9 protein-coding genes and 1 riboswitch are annotated in these 16,777 nt (G+C 68.6%); of the genes, 2 read left to right on the top strand and 7 right to left on the bottom strand.

Annotation, left to right across the window (positions count from 1 at the left end):
• Positions 1-13 precede the first annotated feature (13 nt).
• The 6 genes from CEK68_RS10625 to CEK68_RS10600 form a co-directional block, all read right to left on the bottom strand.
• On the bottom strand, positions 14-2,896 hold the full coding sequence (locus CEK68_RS10625) for a TonB-dependent receptor (protein ID WP_193314165.1): 2,883 nt from the start codon (positions 2,894-2,896) through the stop codon (positions 14-16).
• Between the two features lie 49 nt (positions 2,897-2,945).
• The gene (locus CEK68_RS10620) at positions 2,946-3,842 is read right to left on the bottom strand and encodes a helix-turn-helix transcriptional regulator (RefSeq protein WP_152239335.1); all 897 of its coding nucleotides are present in this window, start codon (positions 3,840-3,842) and stop codon (positions 2,946-2,948) included.
• 120 nt (positions 3,843-3,962) lie between these two features.
• The gene (locus CEK68_RS10615) at positions 3,963-6,236 is read right to left on the bottom strand and encodes a winged helix-turn-helix domain-containing protein (RefSeq protein ID WP_226977839.1); all 2,274 of its coding nucleotides are present in this window, start codon (positions 6,234-6,236) and stop codon (positions 3,963-3,965) included.
• A gap of 307 nt (positions 6,237-6,543) precedes the next feature.
• Complete coding sequence (locus CEK68_RS10610) at positions 6,544-7,209, bottom strand: ion channel (RefSeq protein WP_152239333.1); 666 nt, start codon at positions 7,207-7,209, stop codon at positions 6,544-6,546.
• Positions 7,210-7,397: 188 nt separating this feature from the next.
• Complete coding sequence (gene thiC / locus CEK68_RS10605) at positions 7,398-9,275, bottom strand: phosphomethylpyrimidine synthase ThiC (RefSeq protein ID WP_152239332.1); 1,878 nt, start codon at positions 9,273-9,275, stop codon at positions 7,398-7,400.
• A 111-nt stretch (positions 9,276-9,386) separates the two neighbouring features.
• A riboswitch (TPP riboswitch) is annotated at positions 9,387-9,487 on the bottom strand.
• Positions 9,488-9,699: 212 nt separating this feature from the next.
• Positions 9,700-11,556, bottom strand: coding sequence for a methyl-accepting chemotaxis protein (locus CEK68_RS10600; protein ID WP_152239331.1), 1,857 nt, complete (start codon positions 11,554-11,556; stop codon positions 9,700-9,702).
• A gap of 367 nt (positions 11,557-11,923) precedes the next feature.
• Between CEK68_RS10600 and CEK68_RS10595 the strand changes: the two genes are divergently transcribed.
• Positions 11,924-13,495, top strand: coding sequence for a BCCT family transporter (locus CEK68_RS10595; protein ID WP_017914891.1), 1,572 nt, complete (start codon positions 11,924-11,926; stop codon positions 13,493-13,495).
• A gap of 22 nt (positions 13,496-13,517) precedes the next feature.
• On the opposite strand, the gene ggt is transcribed toward CEK68_RS10595, so the two are convergent.
• Positions 13,518-15,239: a gamma-glutamyltransferase gene (ggt, locus tag CEK68_RS10590; protein ID WP_226977838.1), complete on the bottom strand. Its 1,722-nt coding sequence runs from the start codon at positions 15,237-15,239 to the stop codon at positions 13,518-13,520.
• Between the two features lie 490 nt (positions 15,240-15,729).
• On the opposite strand from ggt, the gene ilvC reads away from it, so the two are divergent.
• Positions 15,730-16,737 carry a ketol-acid reductoisomerase gene (gene ilvC, locus CEK68_RS10585; protein WP_010343386.1) on the top strand — a complete coding sequence of 336 codons (1,008 nt, stop codon included), beginning with the start codon at positions 15,730-15,732 and terminating at the stop codon, positions 16,735-16,737.
• The last annotated feature ends 40 nt before the right edge of the window (positions 16,738-16,777 follow it).

Raw genomic sequence — 16,777 nt, 5'->3', positions numbered from 1 at the left:
AGACGCGACTGAATCAGAAACGCTGGGTGTACTTCATGTACAGGAAGCGACCGATGTCGAAGCCGCCGTAGTACGAGAAGCTCGAGTTCGGCTTGCTGTACATCTGCGCGCCCTGGTGATCGAACACGTTGTTGGCACCCACCGCGATCGTCGCATTCCACGGCGCGGTGTAACGCACCTGCACGTCGTGGAAGGTGTTGGAACCGACTTCGCGCGATGGCTGCAGCTGGGTGTAGGCCGAGGAGAAGTTCGGCAGGTTGCACTCGCTGCCGCCTTGGTACGAGCACGCTTCCTTGGTGCCGGAGTAATAACGCACGCCCCAATTCACGCCCAGGTTGCCGAAGCTCCAATCCAGGTTCAGATTGGAACGCACGCGGAAGTTGGAACCCCAGTCTGCGCTGGACCAGCCATTACGCTGTTCGACTGGCGTCTGCGATTCGTTGTCGCGCTTGTACGACAGGTAGTCCACGTAGGTGGTCTTCCAGTCAACGACGAAGTTGCCGAATGCAGTGTCCGGCAGGCGATAACGCACGCCCAGGTCGTAACCCGCGGTTTCCTGGTAGCCACCGTTGATCAGCGTGCGCGTGACCGTGTCGACCTGGTTGATGTTGCGGCCTTCGGCGGCACGCGTGAAGCGGTCGCAGGCCGAGGCGATGTTCTGCACGTAGCACTGATTGAGGATGGAGGTGACCGACTCAGCAGCGATCACGTCGTCGATGCGGATCTTCCACCAATCCAGGCTCACGTCCAGGCCGCTGACGTAGCTCGGGCTGTAGACCAGGCCTACGGTGTAGGTCTTGGAGGTCTCAGGCAGCAGCTGCGCATTGGAGCCGGACTCGAACGCGCTGTACGACTGCGTGCCCGGACCGGTGGAGGTGGCACCGCCGGAGGTCATCTGACGGAAATTCGCCGGCACGCCCTGCGCGCCGCACAGCTGCGCGACCGACGGGTTGCGCGCGGCCGAGCCGAAGCTGGTATCGCACGGGTCAGTGTAGTTGTCGAAGGTCTGCGAGGTGCCTCCGAACAGGTCGGCCACGGTCGGCGCACGGAAGCCCGTGGCGTAGGTGCCACGCACCAGCAGGTCGTCGATCGGCTTCCACTTCAGGCCGAACTTGCTGTTGGTGGTGTCGCCGAAGGTGTTGTAGTCCGAGTAGCGGCCGGCCACGTCGAACGATAGCTCCTTGGCGAACGGCATGTTGGCCAGCACCGGGATGTTGAACTCCAGGTACACCTCGTCCAGCGAATAGCCGCCCTTGGTCGGTGCGCCGGCCAAGTCGGTACTCAGGCCGGACTGCAGCAGCGCGTCCGGTTCGTACTTGGCGTCCTCGCTGCGGTGCTCGTAGCCGGCCGCCATCGCCAGGTCGCCAGCGGGCAGGCTCAGCAGGGTGCCGCTGAGGTTGGCGCTGTAGATCTTGGTAGTGGTGGTGGAGGTGTCGTGCGACGGCAGGAACAGGTAGGCCTGCAGCGCGGGATCGGCTAACGAGCCGGCACCGGTGGCGCCGTACGGCAGCAGCGGGTTCCACGGCGTGCAGCCGGCGATCACGTTGCCGGCGTTGCCGCAGCGGGCCACGCCGCTGGCGTCGACGAACGAGGAGCCGACGGCATTGGTCACGTTCGGAATGAACAGGTTGCCGGCGCCGGTCTTGGTGCCCTTGTTCTGGTTGTAGACGTAGCCCACGTCCCAATCCCAGTAGTTGTCGCCTAGCTGGAAGGAGCCTTCCAGACCGCCGCTGAAGCGGAAGGTTTCCAGCTCAGAACGGGTCTTGCGCGGCACTTCCGAGGTGCGGCGGATGAAGTTGGCTTCGGTGCCCAGCGGGTTGTAGATGCTGTCGGCGGCCAGCGGGGTCGAATAGACCTCGGACTGGTACGGGTAGCCGGCGATCTGCTGCAAGGTCTCGCGACGGGTGTACAGCACGTCGGCCTTGGCGCGCAGGTTGTCGGTCAGGTCGAAGCTGCCGTTGGCGAACACCGAGCGACGCTCGATCTGCGTCTGCAGGAACATTTCCTGGTTGGCGTTGGTGTAGTCGCGGTAATCGGTGGGGTGGTAGTCACCGATGTTGGCGGGGTTGCCGCCCTGGTTCAGGGTGTACCAGTTGTCGTCGCCATCGATCAGCACGCCGCGGTTGGTGGCGGCGCTCCAGCCGTTGACGGCGGCGTCGCTGGTCGGCACCGGGTGGTAGACGCCGTTCGGCGAGGCGGTGAAGGAGCGGTCCTTGGCGTAGACCGGCTCTTCCTTGCTGTACTCCGCACCCAGGCTCAGCGAGCCACGGTCGGTGGTGGTGCCGTAGGCGAAGCTGTAGGTCTGCTTCTGCCCGTCGCCCTGGCCGTACTGGCCGATGTAGGCGCTGGCGTCGAGGCCGTTGAAGTTCTTGCGGGTGATGATGTTGATCACGCCGGCGATGGCGTCGGAACCGTAGATCGCCGAGGCACCGTCGGTCAGCACTTCCACGCGCTCGACCATCGAGGTCGGGATCGAGGCCAGGTCGCTGTAGCCTGCCGAGCTGATGCCCATGCGCTTGCCGTCCAGCAGCACCAGGGTGCGCTCCGGGCCCAGGTTGCGCAGATCGACGTACTGGCCGCCGACTTCTTCGCCCGAGGACAGTGCGTCGGCGCGGCTGATCGCCGGCGAACCGGTCGCAGCCAGGTTCTGCACGATGTCGGCGACGCTGGTGAAGCCCTGCCTCTCGATGTCGGCGCGCTGCAGCGCGATCACCGGTTGCGCGGTCTCGGAACTGGCCTGGCGGATGCGCGAGCCGGTGACCTCGATGCGGTCGAGGTTGGTCGGGTTGCCGTCGGTGGCGGTGGACTCTTGCGCGCCGGCAATTGCCGGCGTCAACGCGATCGCGATGCTGGCGGGCAGCAAGCCCAGCCGCACTGCGGGAGTGCGAAGGTTCATCAATCTCTCCAGGGTAACGTTAGGGGCGTGTTAAGACGCCCCCGGCACGTTACGTTCCGGTGAGCGCGGCTGCTTTGCCGCTGCCGCCCGCAGACTTTGCCGATTCTGGCGGCACGGGACTGCCATGCCGATATTGCGAGGCGGAGACACCGAAGCGCGCACGGAACGCCCGCGCGAAGCTGCAGCAATTGTCGAATCCGCTGGCGGCGGCCACCTCGCCGATCATCATGGTGGTGTCGCGCAACAGGTCCGCCGCGCGCTCCAGGCGCAGCCGCGCCGACAACGCCTGCGGGCTTTCCTCGTACAGGCTCTGGAACGTCTTGGACAGGTACCAGCCGGAGAAGTTGGTCAGCTCGGCCAGTTCGCTGATCCGCACCACGCGGTCGCGATGGCCGTCCAGATACAGCCGCGCACGCTGCATGCGCCCGAACACCTGGCGCTTGCGCATCCGCGAGCGCCCGGGACAACGCTGCACGCGGCGCGACAACTCGCCCTGCATGGAGGCCAGATGCAGCAGCACCGGCCGCATCGCCAACGCATCGCCGGGCCGCGCCGCCGCCTGCCGCCACAGGCGCAAGGCGGTCCGCGTCTCGCGCAGCGACAACTCGCCGCGCCCCGCATACAAGGTCTCGTCGGCCATCCGCCCCAAGGCCTTCAGCGCCTCGCCGTCCAGGCTCAGGCCGATGCACAGACCATCGCGGTCGGTCTGCAACAGCGGCCGCGAATCGCGCTCGAAGGCCAGCCACTGGCCGCGACGCAGGGCGAAACGTCCTTCCTTGGCCTCGATCCAGGCGCTGCCGCGCAGTTGCAGCCAGACCGTGAAGGCGTTGGCCGACGCCTGCACGCTGGCCAGGCGCGCCGCGCCCAGACAGGCCGGACCCGACAGCGCCTCGTCCGCATCCAGCACCAGCTGTTGTCCATGATCGACCAGAAACGCTTGCCGCATCCGAGCACCCGCTTGACGTAAACCGGTGCGCAGTCTTTGCCGAATCTGGCGTCAGGTCAGGACGTTTCGGCGATAGTTGTCCGAAATCGCCACGACGCCCTCACGAACAATTTACGAAACCTATTTATTCTTTCCAATCAACCAGTTGCGCGAGATCACAGAGAACCATTCCGGCTGTTCGTGCAGGTGGACGAAGCCGATTTCGCTGCCGTCCTCGACCGCCAGCGCCACATAGGCGTCGCCGCTGCGCGGATCGATGCTGAAGCCGTTGACCGCACTGAAATGGTCGCGGTCCAGGCATACGCTGGCGTCGAAGCCAGCGCCGATCCGCGCCATCCGGCTGGCGCATTCGCCGGTCTGGAACAGGTAATGCACCGCCCCGCCAGGCCCCAGCGCCCAACTGCGGTAGCGCCACAGCGACGGCAGACTGTCGTCCACCGCACGCACGCTGGCCAGGTCCAGGCTGGCATCGGCGCGCCACAGGCCGCTGCGCGCGAGCCGGGTGAACAGGATCTCCCCAGTGGCGGGATCGGTGCGGACTTGGGACACATCCGGCAAGGTCGCCAAGGGCCGCCAGGGCACCGTGCGCCGGTCGTACAACTGCAGGTGGGTGCGGCCGTTCTCGCCCAGCACCACCAGCAATTGTCCGGGGTCAGCGGTGTACAACGCCTGCAGCGGCTCGCCGGCCGGCACCGGCAAGGCCGCCACGCTGCCGGACCGGGGGCGGACCTCGTAGATCGCCGAACGCCCCTGGCCATCGCGGCCGCTGACCAGAAGCGCCTGGCTGTCGGCCGACCACGACAGCGGCTGCCGGGTCTCCGGCCGCACGCCGTCGATCAGCCGCAACGAACTCGGCTGGGTCACGTCGCCCCACCACAGCGCATAGCTGCCGTCGCGATCGGAGGTGAAGGCGAGTTGGCGCCCGTCGGGCGCGATGCTCGGCTGCCCGTCGCGGCCGGTGGACGCGAACAGCCGCTGGCGCTCGCGTGGCGCGCCCGCCGAGCGCGCCGGGATGCGGTACACGGCGAACTGCGGGCGCCGGTGCACGAACGCCAGGCTGCCGCCGTCGCGGGACAGGCGCGGCGCCTGGGCATCGCTCAAGCCCAGATCGCGCAAGCGCCGGGTCTGGGTGTCGAGCCGGTACAGCCGGGTCTCGCCATCGACCCGGCGCCCGAACACGATGCCGCGCCCGTCGCGGGCCCAGTCCCAGCCGCGGATCTCGGCGAATTCATGGGTCAGCGGCTCGGCGGTACCGCCTGCGGCGGGCATCCGCCACAGCCCGCCCATCTGCGGATTGCGCACGAAGGCGATCCATTTGCCGTCCGGCGAGTAGCGCGGCGCGTAATCGAAATCGCCGGCGGCGACCGGATAGTCCAATGCCCTCCAGCGCCCGCTGCCCAGATCCAGCACGCGGATGCCGCGTGCCGGCTGGCGTCCGCTCATGCTGCCGAAGACCAGGCCATGGCCATCCGGCGTCCAGTCGAAGCTGAGCAATTCGCTGTCGTCGCAGCGCGCGACCTCGCGCGCGGGCGCGCGCCCGTCGGCCTGCACCAGCATGACCCGGCACTGCCGGTCCGCGCCGAGCCGGGCGAAGGCGATGTGCGTGCCGTCGGGCGACCAGGAAGGCAGGCGGTCGGACGCGCCGCGGGCCGGCACACCCAGCGAGCGCGGGGCGGTACTGCCGGCGGCGCCGTTGGTCGGCTGCACAAGCAACTGCGTGCCGTCGCTGCCGGTGGTCCGTGCGGCATAGGCCACCTGCGCGCCGTCCGGAGACAGCGCCGGCTCCAGCTTGAACCCGGACAGGGCGGTGATCAGCCGATAGGGGCGTTTCGGGCTGCCCAGCACGCGCTCCTGTTCGGCGCTGTCGGCGGGCGCCGCGGGATCGCGCGCGAACCACCACCAGAAGGCCAGCGCCAGGACCAGCATCGCGGCCGCACCGGCCGCGGCGGCCAGCCACGGCGGCGCACGCCGCCGCGCTGCGGGGGCCACGGCTGGAGCGACGCTGACGGCCGTCGCCGTTGCGGCATCGGCCTCCCCGAACGCGGCCGATGTCGCGCCCACCTCGGCCTCGACATCGGGCAGGGCCTGCACCGGCGCCACCAGGCGGTAGCCGGTCTTGGCCAGGGTCTCGATGTACACCGGCGCCTCGCCACGCGCGCCGGCCGCGAAGGCCTTGCGCAACTGGGTGATGGCCTGGGTCACCACGTCGTTGGTCGGCTGCGTGTCCGGCCACACCTGCGCCAACAGCACTTCGCGTTCCACCACCTGGCCCGGTTGCGCCAGCAACACCCGCAGCACGCCCATCGCCTTGGGCGTGAGCCGTTGCGGCCGACGCGCGCGCGGTGCGTGCACCTCGCGCAAGGACAGCAGCACCAGGCAATCGCCGACCTGCATCCGTTGTGGAGGCGTCGGTGTGGCGGACGATGGAAAAGACATGTTCGACAACGAAGAAAACGCCGTGACGGAAGTGCCGCAGATGCGGCGGCGACGCGGCCACGCGTGGCCCCGCAGCGGGAGCCAACGAGCAAACTCGGCAAAACGAGGCAGCGGATGTCGCCAAGCGCGACATGTCCCCGGATTCTACTCTAGTCGTCGCCGTCGCCAACCGCGACGACGCATTCAGGCCCTCTCTCCGCCGACGAAATTCACATAACCGTTCCATGACTGCGCGCCCCTGGGCGCGCTTTTTTTTACGCCACGTTCATACCTTCATGTGCCGTGTGACGCTGAGCCCGATCAGCCGCGACACCACCAGGGCGATGTACATCACCCCGGCGAACTGTTCGATCATCACCAGCGCGCGCGCGAACGGCAGCACGGGGACCACATCGCTCAGGCCAACGCCGGAGAGCACACTGAAGCTCAGGTAGAGCAATTCCATCCAGGTCCGCGGCGAGGCGGGATCCACGGCCGCGGTGAAACTGCCCGGCAGCCATTGCTGGCACACCGCGAAGACGAACGCGAAGGCCCACGCCAGCAGCGTGAAGGTGGCACCAGCGGCATAGAGTTCGTCGCGGGTGACCACGTGGTCCTGCAGCATGTAGGCGATCAGGCTGCCGGCGGTATAGAAGTACAACAGACTTTCCAGCAGTTGCGCCCAGGCGGTCATCGCCGGATTGCCGAGCAGCGCCGCGGCGATGGACAGCGCCACCGAGGGCAGCGCCAGGCAACAGGCGATCCAGAGCGCCGCCGGTCCCCGGTCGACCACCCACAGGGCCAGCGCCAGCACCACGATGCCGAACGCACCGAACAGCGCGCGGCCGGCCGCGGTGTCCTCCATCCATGGATACAGCAGCACGCCCAGCAACTGCACGCCGAGCAGCAGCGCGGACGGATGGCGACGCAGCGCGAGCGCATAGCGCAGCATGAGACATTCCCTGTGGCGACCAGCGCGCATCATAGACGCCCGTGCGGCCAGCCTCCGTCGTCGCGACTCGGACGCAGGCCGCACCTGTCGTGCGTTCGCCTGCCAGGCAGGCGCGGCCTGGCGCAGGCACGCGACCAGGTCCACGCGGGCAACGGCGGCGGCGCCCTGCGGCGCCGACCGCCGTGCGCTCACTCGGCGCGGTACACCTGCGCGCCGGACGCCAGGAACTGCGCCGATTTCTCCGCCATGCCGGCCTGCAGCGCCGCGTCCGCATCGACCCCGTGCGCGGCGGCGTAGTCGCGCACGTCCTGGGTGATCTTCATCGAACAGAAGTGCGGTCCGCACATCGAACAGAAATGCGCCAGCTTGTGCGCGTCCTTGGGCAGGGTCTCGTCGTGGAACTCGCGCGCCTTCTCCGGATCCAGGCCGAGATGGAACTGGTCGTCCCAGCGGAACTCGAAGCGCGCCTTGGACAAGGCGTTGTCGCGCACCTGCGCGCCGGGATGGCCCTTGGCCAGGTCCGCGGCGTGCGCGGCGATCTTGTAGGCCATGATGCCGTCGCGCACGTCGGCGCGGTTGGGCAGGCCCAGATGCTCCTTGGGCGTGACGTAGCACAGCATCGCGGTGCCGAACCAGCCGATCATCGCCGCGCCGATCGCCGAGGTGATGTGGTCGTAGCCGGGCGCGATGTCGGTGGTCAGCGGCCCCAGCGTGTAGAACGGCGCCTCGCCGCACTCGCGCAGTTGCTTGTCCATGTTCTCCTTGATCAATTGCATCGGCACATGGCCGGGGCCCTCGATCATGGTCTGCACGTCGTGCTTCCAGGCGAGCCTGGTCAATTCGCCCAGCGTTTCCAGTTCGCCGAACTGGGCGGCGTCGTTGGCGTCGGCGATGCAACCCGGGCGCAAGCCGTCGCCCAGCGAAAAGGCCACGTCGTAGGCCTTCATGATCTCGCAGATGTCCTCGAAGTGGGTGTAGAGGAAGTTCTCGCGATGATGCGCCAGGCACCACTTGGCCAGGATCGAGCCGCCGCGCGAGACGATGCCGGTGACGCGCTTGGCGGTCAGCGGCACGTAGCGCAGCAGCACGCCGGCATGGATGGTGAAGTAGTCCACGCCCTGTTCGGCCTGCTCGATCAGGGTGTCGCGGAAGATTTCCCAGGTCAGTTCCTCGGCGCGGCCATCCACCTTCTCCAGCGCCTGGTAGATCGGCACGGTGCCGATCGGCACCGGCGAGTTGCGCACGATCCATTCGCGGGTCTCGTGGATGTGCTTGCCGGTGGACAGATCCATCACCGTGTCCCCGCCCCAGCGGATCGCCCACACCAGTTTCTCCACTTCCTCGGCGATGCCGGAGCTGACCGCGCTGTTGCCGATGTTGGCGTTGATCTTGGTCAGGAAGTTGCGGCCGATGATCATCGGCTCGCTTTCCGGATGGTTGATGTTGCACGGCAGGATGGCGCGTCCGCGGGCGATCTCGTCGCGCACGAACTCGGGCGTGATCTGCCGCGGGATGGCGGCACCGAACGCTTCGCCGGGGTGCTGCGCGCGCAATTGCGCATCGCGCAGGTCCTGCAGGCGCTGGTTCTCCCGAATCGCCACGAACTCCATTTCCGGGGTGACGATGCCGCGCCGTGCGTAATGCATCTGGGTGACGTTGGCGCCGTCGCGGGCGCGTCGCGGCAGACGCCTCGCCGGGAAGCGCACCGCCTGCAGGCGCGCATCGTCCTCGCGCGCGCGCCCGAACTGCGAACTGAGCCCGGCCAGCGCCACGCTGTCGCCGCGCTCGGCGATCCAGGCGGCGCGCAGCGGCGCCAGGCCGGCGCCGAGATCGATCCGCGCCTGCGGGTCGGTGTACGGCCCGGACGTGTCGTAGACGGTGATCGGGGCATTTTCCTCGCCGCCGAACACGGTGGGCGTGCGGGTCAGCGCGATCTCGCGCATCGGCACCTGCAGATCGGCGCGCGAGCCCGGCACGAAGATCTTGCGCGAACCGGGGATCGGGCGGGTCACCGCCGCGGACAAGGTGTCGGTCTGCTGCTGCAGCGGATTGGGTACGGCGTTCATCGGCGTTCGTCCTGGTTCAAGTGACCCGCAGGGGAAGCGGGACGGGTGCGAGCGGACTCGCATCTCGGACGAAGCGGCGGCGCGGGCCCGCCCCGGACGCGCACGCGCCCGCAGCGGACTTGCGAAGCTTCCCTACGCCGGTATCAGCCGGATCAGGTTCGAAGGGACTGTCTCAACCGCGGCCTGCGCCGACGGTACCCCCGCTTCTGCGGCTATTAGACCCGTTTCCGCCGCTCGCCGCCAACCGATGCGGCTGAACGCCGGCACAGCCGCCGCGCGCATGTGTCAGCGCCGCCACACGCGACGGCGCCGGCGACAAACCGCGGCCACGTGGCCGGCCTAGCCTGCGCGCACAAGAATCAGAGCTCTCTCTCATCGCCGCCGGCACTGCCGGCGGCATTTTTTTGCCAACGCGCGCGCCGGCTCATTCCAGCATGTAGGCCACGCGCAAGCCGCCCCAGTGGCGCCCGCGGACATGCACCGGCACCGACAGGTCGAACAGGATCTGCCCGGTATCGCGCCGATACACCTGCAGCAGATAGGGCTCGGTGTGGCGGCCGACATTGCGGCCGACCCGGTCGGCGAAGATGCGCTTGCTGCGGTTGCCGATCAGGTCGCGCGCGCGGTCGCCACTGAGCGGCTGGCTGAAGCGCAGATTGTGGGTCGGCACGTAACCGTCGACGTTCGCGCAGATCGCGAACACGATCCACGGATGCGCGGCCAGCAGCGGCTCCTGCAGCGGCGGCAACAGCTCGTCGCACAACGCATCGAATGCGGTGCGGTACTTGGGCGGGTCGATGCCGGGGATCGGCACGTACTCGGTGGAGAACAGCGCCTCCTCGCCGATGCGCCCGCGCATCAGCGCTGCCTCGAAGGCCAGGCCGACGCTGACCGCGGCGGCCTGGGCCAGATCGCGCACGCGCGCATGCCGTGGCTGGCGCATCGGATCGGCGGGCAGCCGGAACAGATTCACGCAGTCGTGCAGGGTGTCGCTGCCCGCGGCCAGGTCGGCGCTGCGCTGCACCACCTGCGCGGCGTGCTGCAGATTGCTGCGGCTGAGCCCGACCACGTGCTCGATGGCACGGTCGATGCCGCCGATCTCTCCGCTCTGCGTGGCGATGCGGCCGGCCACCGCCTCCATCGCCGCACTGGCGCGACCGAGCAACGCGCCGATGCCGCCCAGCACCTGCTCGGTGCGCTGCGCCGAGGCCGCGCTGTCCTGCAGGGCGGCGCCGGTCTCGCCGATGATGCTGCGCACGTCGCGTGCCGCGGTGGCAGCGCGCTCGGCGAGTTGCCGGATCTCGGTGGCGACCACCGCGAAACCGCGCCCGGCCGGGCCGGCATGCACCGCTTCGATGCTGGCGTTGATCGAGAGGATATTGGTCTGGAATGCGACCGCATCGATCACCTCGATGACCTGGTTGGCGCGTGCCGAACGCCGCGCCAGCTCCTGCATCGCCTGGCCGAGGATGCGCGCCGCCTCCACACCCTGGTGGGCGCTGTCGTCGGCGCTGGCCGCCACCGCAATCACCGCGCGCAGGTCGCGATCCATCTCGTGCAGGCTCTGCAGCAATTGCCGGGTGGTGGCGAGCACCGTCTGCAGCGCATCCAGTTGGGTCTGCGATTGCCGCGCCAGTTCGTCGTTCTCGGCGACCACGTGCGGCACGTCGGCGGCGATCTGCAGCGACAGTGCCACCGCCTGGCGGATCGCCTCGGCCAGGTTGCCGAAACCGGCCGACAGGCGCCGCCCCGGCATCGCCTCGGCCTCCTGCGCCGACAGCGGCGTGTGCAGCCCCAGATCCAGATCGCAGCCGGTCAGCCGCTCGCCGACCCGATCGAGCAGCGCCTGCGCCGCCACGCCCTCCTGGATCCGCTGCGCCAGCGCCTGCAGCGCCGGGCTGATCGCACCCTGTGCCTGGCCGGCACCGAGCAGGGCGACGTCGCGCAACAGCGCCGCGGTTTCCGGATGCGGCAGCGACAGCAGCCAGCCTTGGCCGCCACGATCGCGGTCGCGCTGGTAGCGCACGCGGCGCGCGGGATCGCCCCCCGGCGCCTGCCAACTGCCTTCGCTGTCGACCAGGGCGGACAGCGGCAAGCCCCAGACCGCCTCGCTGGCAGCGCCGAGCAGCGTTTCGGCCGGGACGCCCAGCAGGTCCAGGGCGGCACGGTTGGCGGCACTCACGCGACCATCGGACTCCAGCCGCAACAAGGCGATCGGCGCATCCGGCAAACCGGCAACGGGCGCGGCGTCGGCATCGGGATTGCGTGAGAACAAGGCCATCGGCGTCTCCCTCGGTGCTGCGGCCATGGTATCGGCTCCCGCCGCGCCCTCGCAGCGACACACGCTCCAACCGGGATCACCATCATGCAAGGGATGCGGATCGGCAGACCTGCCGACGACACGACCATGACGTCGTCTTCGCGAACATGGGGCCATCGCAACGCCCGACCGCTCCTGGATTTGGCGCCAAACGTTCGATGTGGCGCGACCGTGCAGTGCACCGGCACTGCGATGCGGCAGGCCACACGTCATGGGCGCGACGCGACGCCGGTGCAGACCCGCTGCGTCGTCTCCCCGCCCGTTTGCCGTGGGTCGGTCTGACGGCCGTAGCGCCTCTCATCCGTTCCACGACTGGAGACACGCCCCCATGGTGTTCCGCATTTCCATCGCCTTGGTGGCGCTGCTGGTCCTGATCGCCGGCGTTGCCCCCGGCCCCTTCAATGACGTGGTGCAGACCGCGCTGACCGACGTGATCCGCAGTGCCGGCTGGCTGTACCTGCTGATCGTGTTCCTGACCCTGAGCTTCCTGCTGTACCTGGCGTTCGGTCGCTTCGGCAACCTGCGGATCGGCGGCGAAGACGCCGAGCCGGATTTCTCGCGCGGGAGCTGGCTGTCGATGTTGTTCGCCGCCGGCATGGGCATCGGCCTGGTGTTCTGGGGTGCGGCCGAGCCGATCTCGCATTTCCTCAAACCGCCGGAGGGGCTGGCGCCGGAGAGCATGCAGGCGGCACGCGCGTCGATGCGCTACGCCTTCTTCCACTGGGGCCTGCATCCCTGGGCGGTGTATGCGCTGATCGGCCTGGCGATGGCCTGGTTCCAGTACAACCGCAACGGCCGCGGGCTGATCAGCGACATCCTGCAGCCGGTCATCGGCCGCCATCACCGCGGCTGGATCGGGCAGTGCGTGAACATCGCCGCGGTGGTCGCCACCGCGGTCGGCGTGGCGACCACCCTGGGCTTCGGCACCATCCAGATCGCCGCCGGCGTGCAGCGCGTGTTCGGCGTGCACGCCGGAGTGCCGTTGCAGTTGACGGTGATCGGCGTGGCCTTCGTGCTGTACATGCTGTCCACCAGCACCGGTGTGGAACGCGGCATCAAGTGGCTGTCCAACATCAACCTGGCGCTGGCGGCACTGCTGCTGGCCGCGGTGCTGGTGCTCGGCCCCACCGGCTTCATCTTCGACACCTTCACCACCACGCTGGGCGCCTACCTCAATCAACTGGTGACGATGAGCCTGCGCATGTCGCCGTTCTCCGGCGACCGCTGGGTGGCCGACTGGACCATCTTCTACTGGGCCTGGTGGATCGCCTGGGCGCCGTTCGTCGGCGCGTTCATCGCCCGCGTCTCGCGCGGCCGCAGCGTGCGCGAATTCGTCGTCGGCGTGGTGCTGGCGCCGACCCTGCTCGGCTTCCTGTGGTTCTCGGTGTTCGGCGGCACCGCGCTGTGGTCGCAGCTGTTCGGCCACGTGGACATGCTGCAGGCGCTGCACAACGGCTACGAGACGGTGCTGTTCACCCTGTTCGACAGCCTGCCGGGGTCGCTGCTGCTGTCGAGCGTGGCGTTGTTGCTGCTGATGATCTTCTTCGTCAGTTCCGCCGATTCAGCGGTGCTGGTGCTGGCCAGCATGTCCACCGACGAGGCCGGCGACCCGCCGCTGGCGCGCAAGCTGGTGTGGGGCGTGGCGGTGGCACTGATCGCCGCGGTGCTGTTGCTGGCCGGCGGCCTGGATGCGCTGCAGGGCGTGATCACCATCGCGGCGCTGCCGTTCGCCTTGCTGATGGTGCTGGTGATCGTGTCGCTGTACCGCGTGCTCGATGCCGAGTCCAACCGCCAACGCCGCCAGGCGCAACGCGCCAGGCACATGATCGAGGCCTGGATCGCGCGCGAACAGGCGGCGCGGGACGACGCAGACGCGGCGGCGCCCCGCGCACAGGAATGAACGCCCCCGCGCGCGGCCGGCCTCAGTAGCCGGCGGCCTGCCCGTCCTTGCGGCTTTCCGAAGCGCCGTAGTACACGCCGCTGTCCGGGTCGCGCGCGATGGCCTGGTAACCGCCGTACGGCCCGTCGGCGAAGATCACCCGATGGCCCTTGCGCATCAGTTCGCGGATGGTGTCGTAGGCGAAGCCGGTTTCCAGGTTCAGCTCGCCGCCGTCGCGCATCGGCGTGGCCTGCCCGGTCGGCTCGGTGGAGCCGTCGTGCTGGATCCGCGGCGCGTCGCCGGCCTCCTGCAGGTTCATGTGGAAATCGATCAGGTTCATCAGGATCTGCACGTGGCCCTGCGGCTGCATCGCCCCGCCCATCACCCCGAAGCTCAGCCACGGCTTGCCGTCCTTGGTCACGAACGCGGGGATGATGGTCTGGAACGGACGCTTGCCCGGCGCGTAGCCGTTGGGATGGTCCTTCTGCAGCACGAACATCTCGCCGCGGTCCTGCAGGATGAAGCCCAGCCCCGGCGGCGCCATGCCGCTGCCCATGCCGCGGTAGTTGGACTGGATCAGCGACACCATCATGCCGTCGGCATCGGCGACGGTCAGGTAGATGGTGTCGCCCTCTTCCAACTGCTTCGGCGTGCCCGGCTGCACTTCCTTCAGCGCGCGGTCCATCGAGATCAGCGCGCGCCGCTGCGCGGCGTAGTCCTTGGAGATCAGCCGCGCCAGCGGCGCCGGCTGGAACGCCGGGTCGGCGTAGAAGCGCGCACGATCGGCGAAGGCCAGCTTCTTCGCTTCGGTGAACAGGTGCACGTGCTCGGCCGAGCCGAACGGGATCCTGGAGAAGTCGTAGCCTTCCAGGATGTTGAGCATCTGCAGCGCGGCGATGCCCTGGCTGTTGGGCGGCAGTTCCCACACGTCGTAGCCGCGGTAGTTGGTGGACACCGGCTCGACCCATTCGCCGTGGTGGCTGGCCAGATCCTCGTAACGCAGGAAGCCGCCGTTGGCCTTGAAGTAGGCATCGATGGTGCGCGCGATCGGGCCCTTGTAGAACGCGTCGCGGCCGCCGTCGGCGATCTGCTGCAGGGTGTTGGCCAGGTTCGGGTTCTTCCACAGCTCGCCCTTGCGCGGGGCGCGGCCGTCGATGGTGAACTGCTCCTTGAAGCCGGGGTACTGCGACAGCCGCGGCACCGAGCGATCCCAGTAGTAGGCGATGGTCTCGGCCACCGGATGGCCGTCGCGGGCGTAGCGGATCGCCGGCGCCAGGTTCTGCGCCATCGTCCTGCGCCCGAAACGTTCGTGCAGCGCGAACCAACCGTCGACCGCACCGGGCACCGAGACCGGCAGCGGACCGGTGGCCGGGATCTCCTTCAACCCGCGGCGCTGGAACTCGGCCAGGGTCAGCGCCTTCGGCGAACGGCCGGAGCCGTTGTAGCCGTACAGCTTCTGCGTCTTCGGATCCCAGACGATGGCGAACAGGTCGCCACCGACGCCGTTGCCGGTCGGCTCCATCAGCCCCAGCGCGGCGTTGGCGGCGATCGCCGCGTCCACCGCCGAGCCGCCCTCACGCATGGTCTCCAGTGCGATCTGCGTGGCCAGCGGCTGCGAGGTGGCGGCCATGGAGTGCGGGGCGATCACTTCCGAGCGCGTGGCGAACGGCTGGCCGGTGATGCGGTCGGCGGCCTGCGCCGGCACCGACGTCGCCAGTGCCAGCGCGAGCGCCAGGCGCGGCAGGGAAGGAAGCGAAACGGACATGCGCGGCTCTCCGGAGAACAGGGGACGCCCACCGTACCCGAGTGCGGCGGGTGCCGCCGCGCAGGCGCTCACATCGCGCCATCGCAAAGGCCGGATTTCCGCGCAATTGGCGCCATTCGTCGCCTGCGCCGCCTCCGTTTCATGCGTAACCATGCAGTGCTGGCGCGGCTTTCGGCACATTCGCCCGCGGAGGCCCGCAACACAGTTGACAGTCGCGCAAAGCCCATGGTTATCTCGCTGCATGTTGCAGCGCCACACCCGCCCGAAGTCGACCCGCCAGCCCGCCGCGTTGCGCGCGGACGCTGCTGCGTCGCTCCTCGTACTCGTGCTTATTACCTCGCCCACAAGTGCGGGACGAACCGGCGTGTAAGCGACAAGCAGCCAGGATTCGATCAGACCCCGCACCGGCAACGGCGCGGGGTTTTTCGTTTCAGTGACCACGAATGCAAGACCCCTCTCCACTCCAACACCGTTCAAGGACATCCGCACAATGACCAGTTCCGCCCAGCCCACCACCAAGATCGCCATCGTCGGTTACGGCAGCCAGGGCCGCGCGCACGCGCTGAACCTGCGCGAGTCCGGCTTCGACGTCACCATCGGCCTGCGCGCCGGCGGCCCGACCGAAGCCAAGGCGCAGGCCGACGGCTTCGTGGTGAAGAGCCCCGCCGAGGCGGTCAAGGACGCCGACCTGGTCGCGGTGCTGACCCCGGACATGGTGCAGAAGAAGCTGTACGAAGAAGTGCTGGCGCCGAACATGAAGCAGGGCGCCTGCCTGCTGTTCGCGCACGGCCTGAACGTGCACTTCGACATGATCAAGCCGCGCGCCGACCTGGACGTGGTGCTGGTCGCGCCGAAGGGCCCGGGCGCGCTGGTGCGGCGCGAGTACGAGATCGGCCGCGGCGTGCCGTGCATCTGGGCGGTGTACCAGGACAAGAGCGGCAAGGCCGAGCAGTTCGCGCTGGAGTACGCCGCCGGCCTGGGCGGCGCGCGCGCCAACCTGATCAAGACCACCTTCAAGGAAGAGACCGAGACCGATCTGTTCGGCGAGCAGGCGGTGCTGTGCGGCGGCGCCTCGTCGCTGGTGCAGGCCGGCTTCGAAGTGCTGGTGGAAGCCGGCTACCAGCCGGAAATCGCCTACTACGAAGTGCTGCACGAACTGAAGCTGATCGTCGACCTGTTCTACGAAGGCGGCATCACCCGCATGCTCGAGTTCGTCTCCGAGACCGCGCAGTACGGCGACTACGTCAGCGGCCCGCGGGTGATCGACGCGGCGACCAAGGAGCGCATGCGCGACGTGCTGACCGACATCCAGAACGGCACCTTCACCAAGAACTGGGTGGCCGAATACGACGCCGGCCTGCCGAACTACAAGAAGTTCAAGCAGGCCGATCTGGACCACCCCATCGAAACGGTCGGCAAGCAGCTGCGCGCCAAGATGGTGTGGCTCAACGGCGACGCCGCTGCCGCACCGGCCGCCGGCGGCACCAAGGCTGCGTAATCCGCGGCTCCCCCACCCGCTTCCACCGAAAGGTCGCCAC

It is taken from the genome of Xanthomonas sp. LMG 12461, from assembly GCF_009192935.1.
Taxonomy (GTDB): domain Bacteria; phylum Pseudomonadota; class Gammaproteobacteria; order Xanthomonadales; family Xanthomonadaceae; genus Xanthomonas_A; species Xanthomonas_A sontii.
The sequence above is the reverse complement of the archived record's forward strand: the minus strand, read 5'-3'. Positions and strand labels throughout refer to the sequence as shown.

Coding starts and splice junctions, on each gene's coding strand:
- CEK68_RS10625 (WP_193314165.1), bottom strand. CDS start 2,896: ATGAACCTTCGCACTCCCGCAGTGCGGCTGGGCTTGCTGCCCGCCAGC.
- CEK68_RS10620 (WP_152239335.1), bottom strand. CDS start 3,842: ATGCGGCAAGCGTTTCTGGTCGATCATGGACAACAGCTGGTGCTGGAT.
- CEK68_RS10615 (WP_226977839.1), bottom strand. CDS start 6,236: ATGCAGGTCGGCGATTGCCTGGTGCTGCTGTCCTTGCGCGAGGTGCAC.
- CEK68_RS10610 (WP_152239333.1), bottom strand. CDS start 7,209: ATGCTGCGCTATGCGCTCGCGCTGCGTCGCCATCCGTCCGCGCTGCTG.
- thiC (WP_152239332.1), bottom strand. CDS start 9,275: ATGAACGCCGTACCCAATCCGCTGCAGCAGCAGACCGACACCTTGTCC.
- CEK68_RS10600 (WP_152239331.1), bottom strand. CDS start 11,556: ATGGCCTTGTTCTCACGCAATCCCGATGCCGACGCCGCGCCCGTTGCC.
- CEK68_RS10595 (WP_017914891.1), top strand. CDS start 11,924: ATGGTGTTCCGCATTTCCATCGCCTTGGTGGCGCTGCTGGTCCTGATC.
- ggt (WP_226977838.1), bottom strand. CDS start 15,239: ATGTCCGTTTCGCTTCCTTCCCTGCCGCGCCTGGCGCTCGCGCTGGCA.
- ilvC (WP_010343386.1), top strand. CDS start 15,730: ATGACCAGTTCCGCCCAGCCCACCACCAAGATCGCCATCGTCGGTTAC.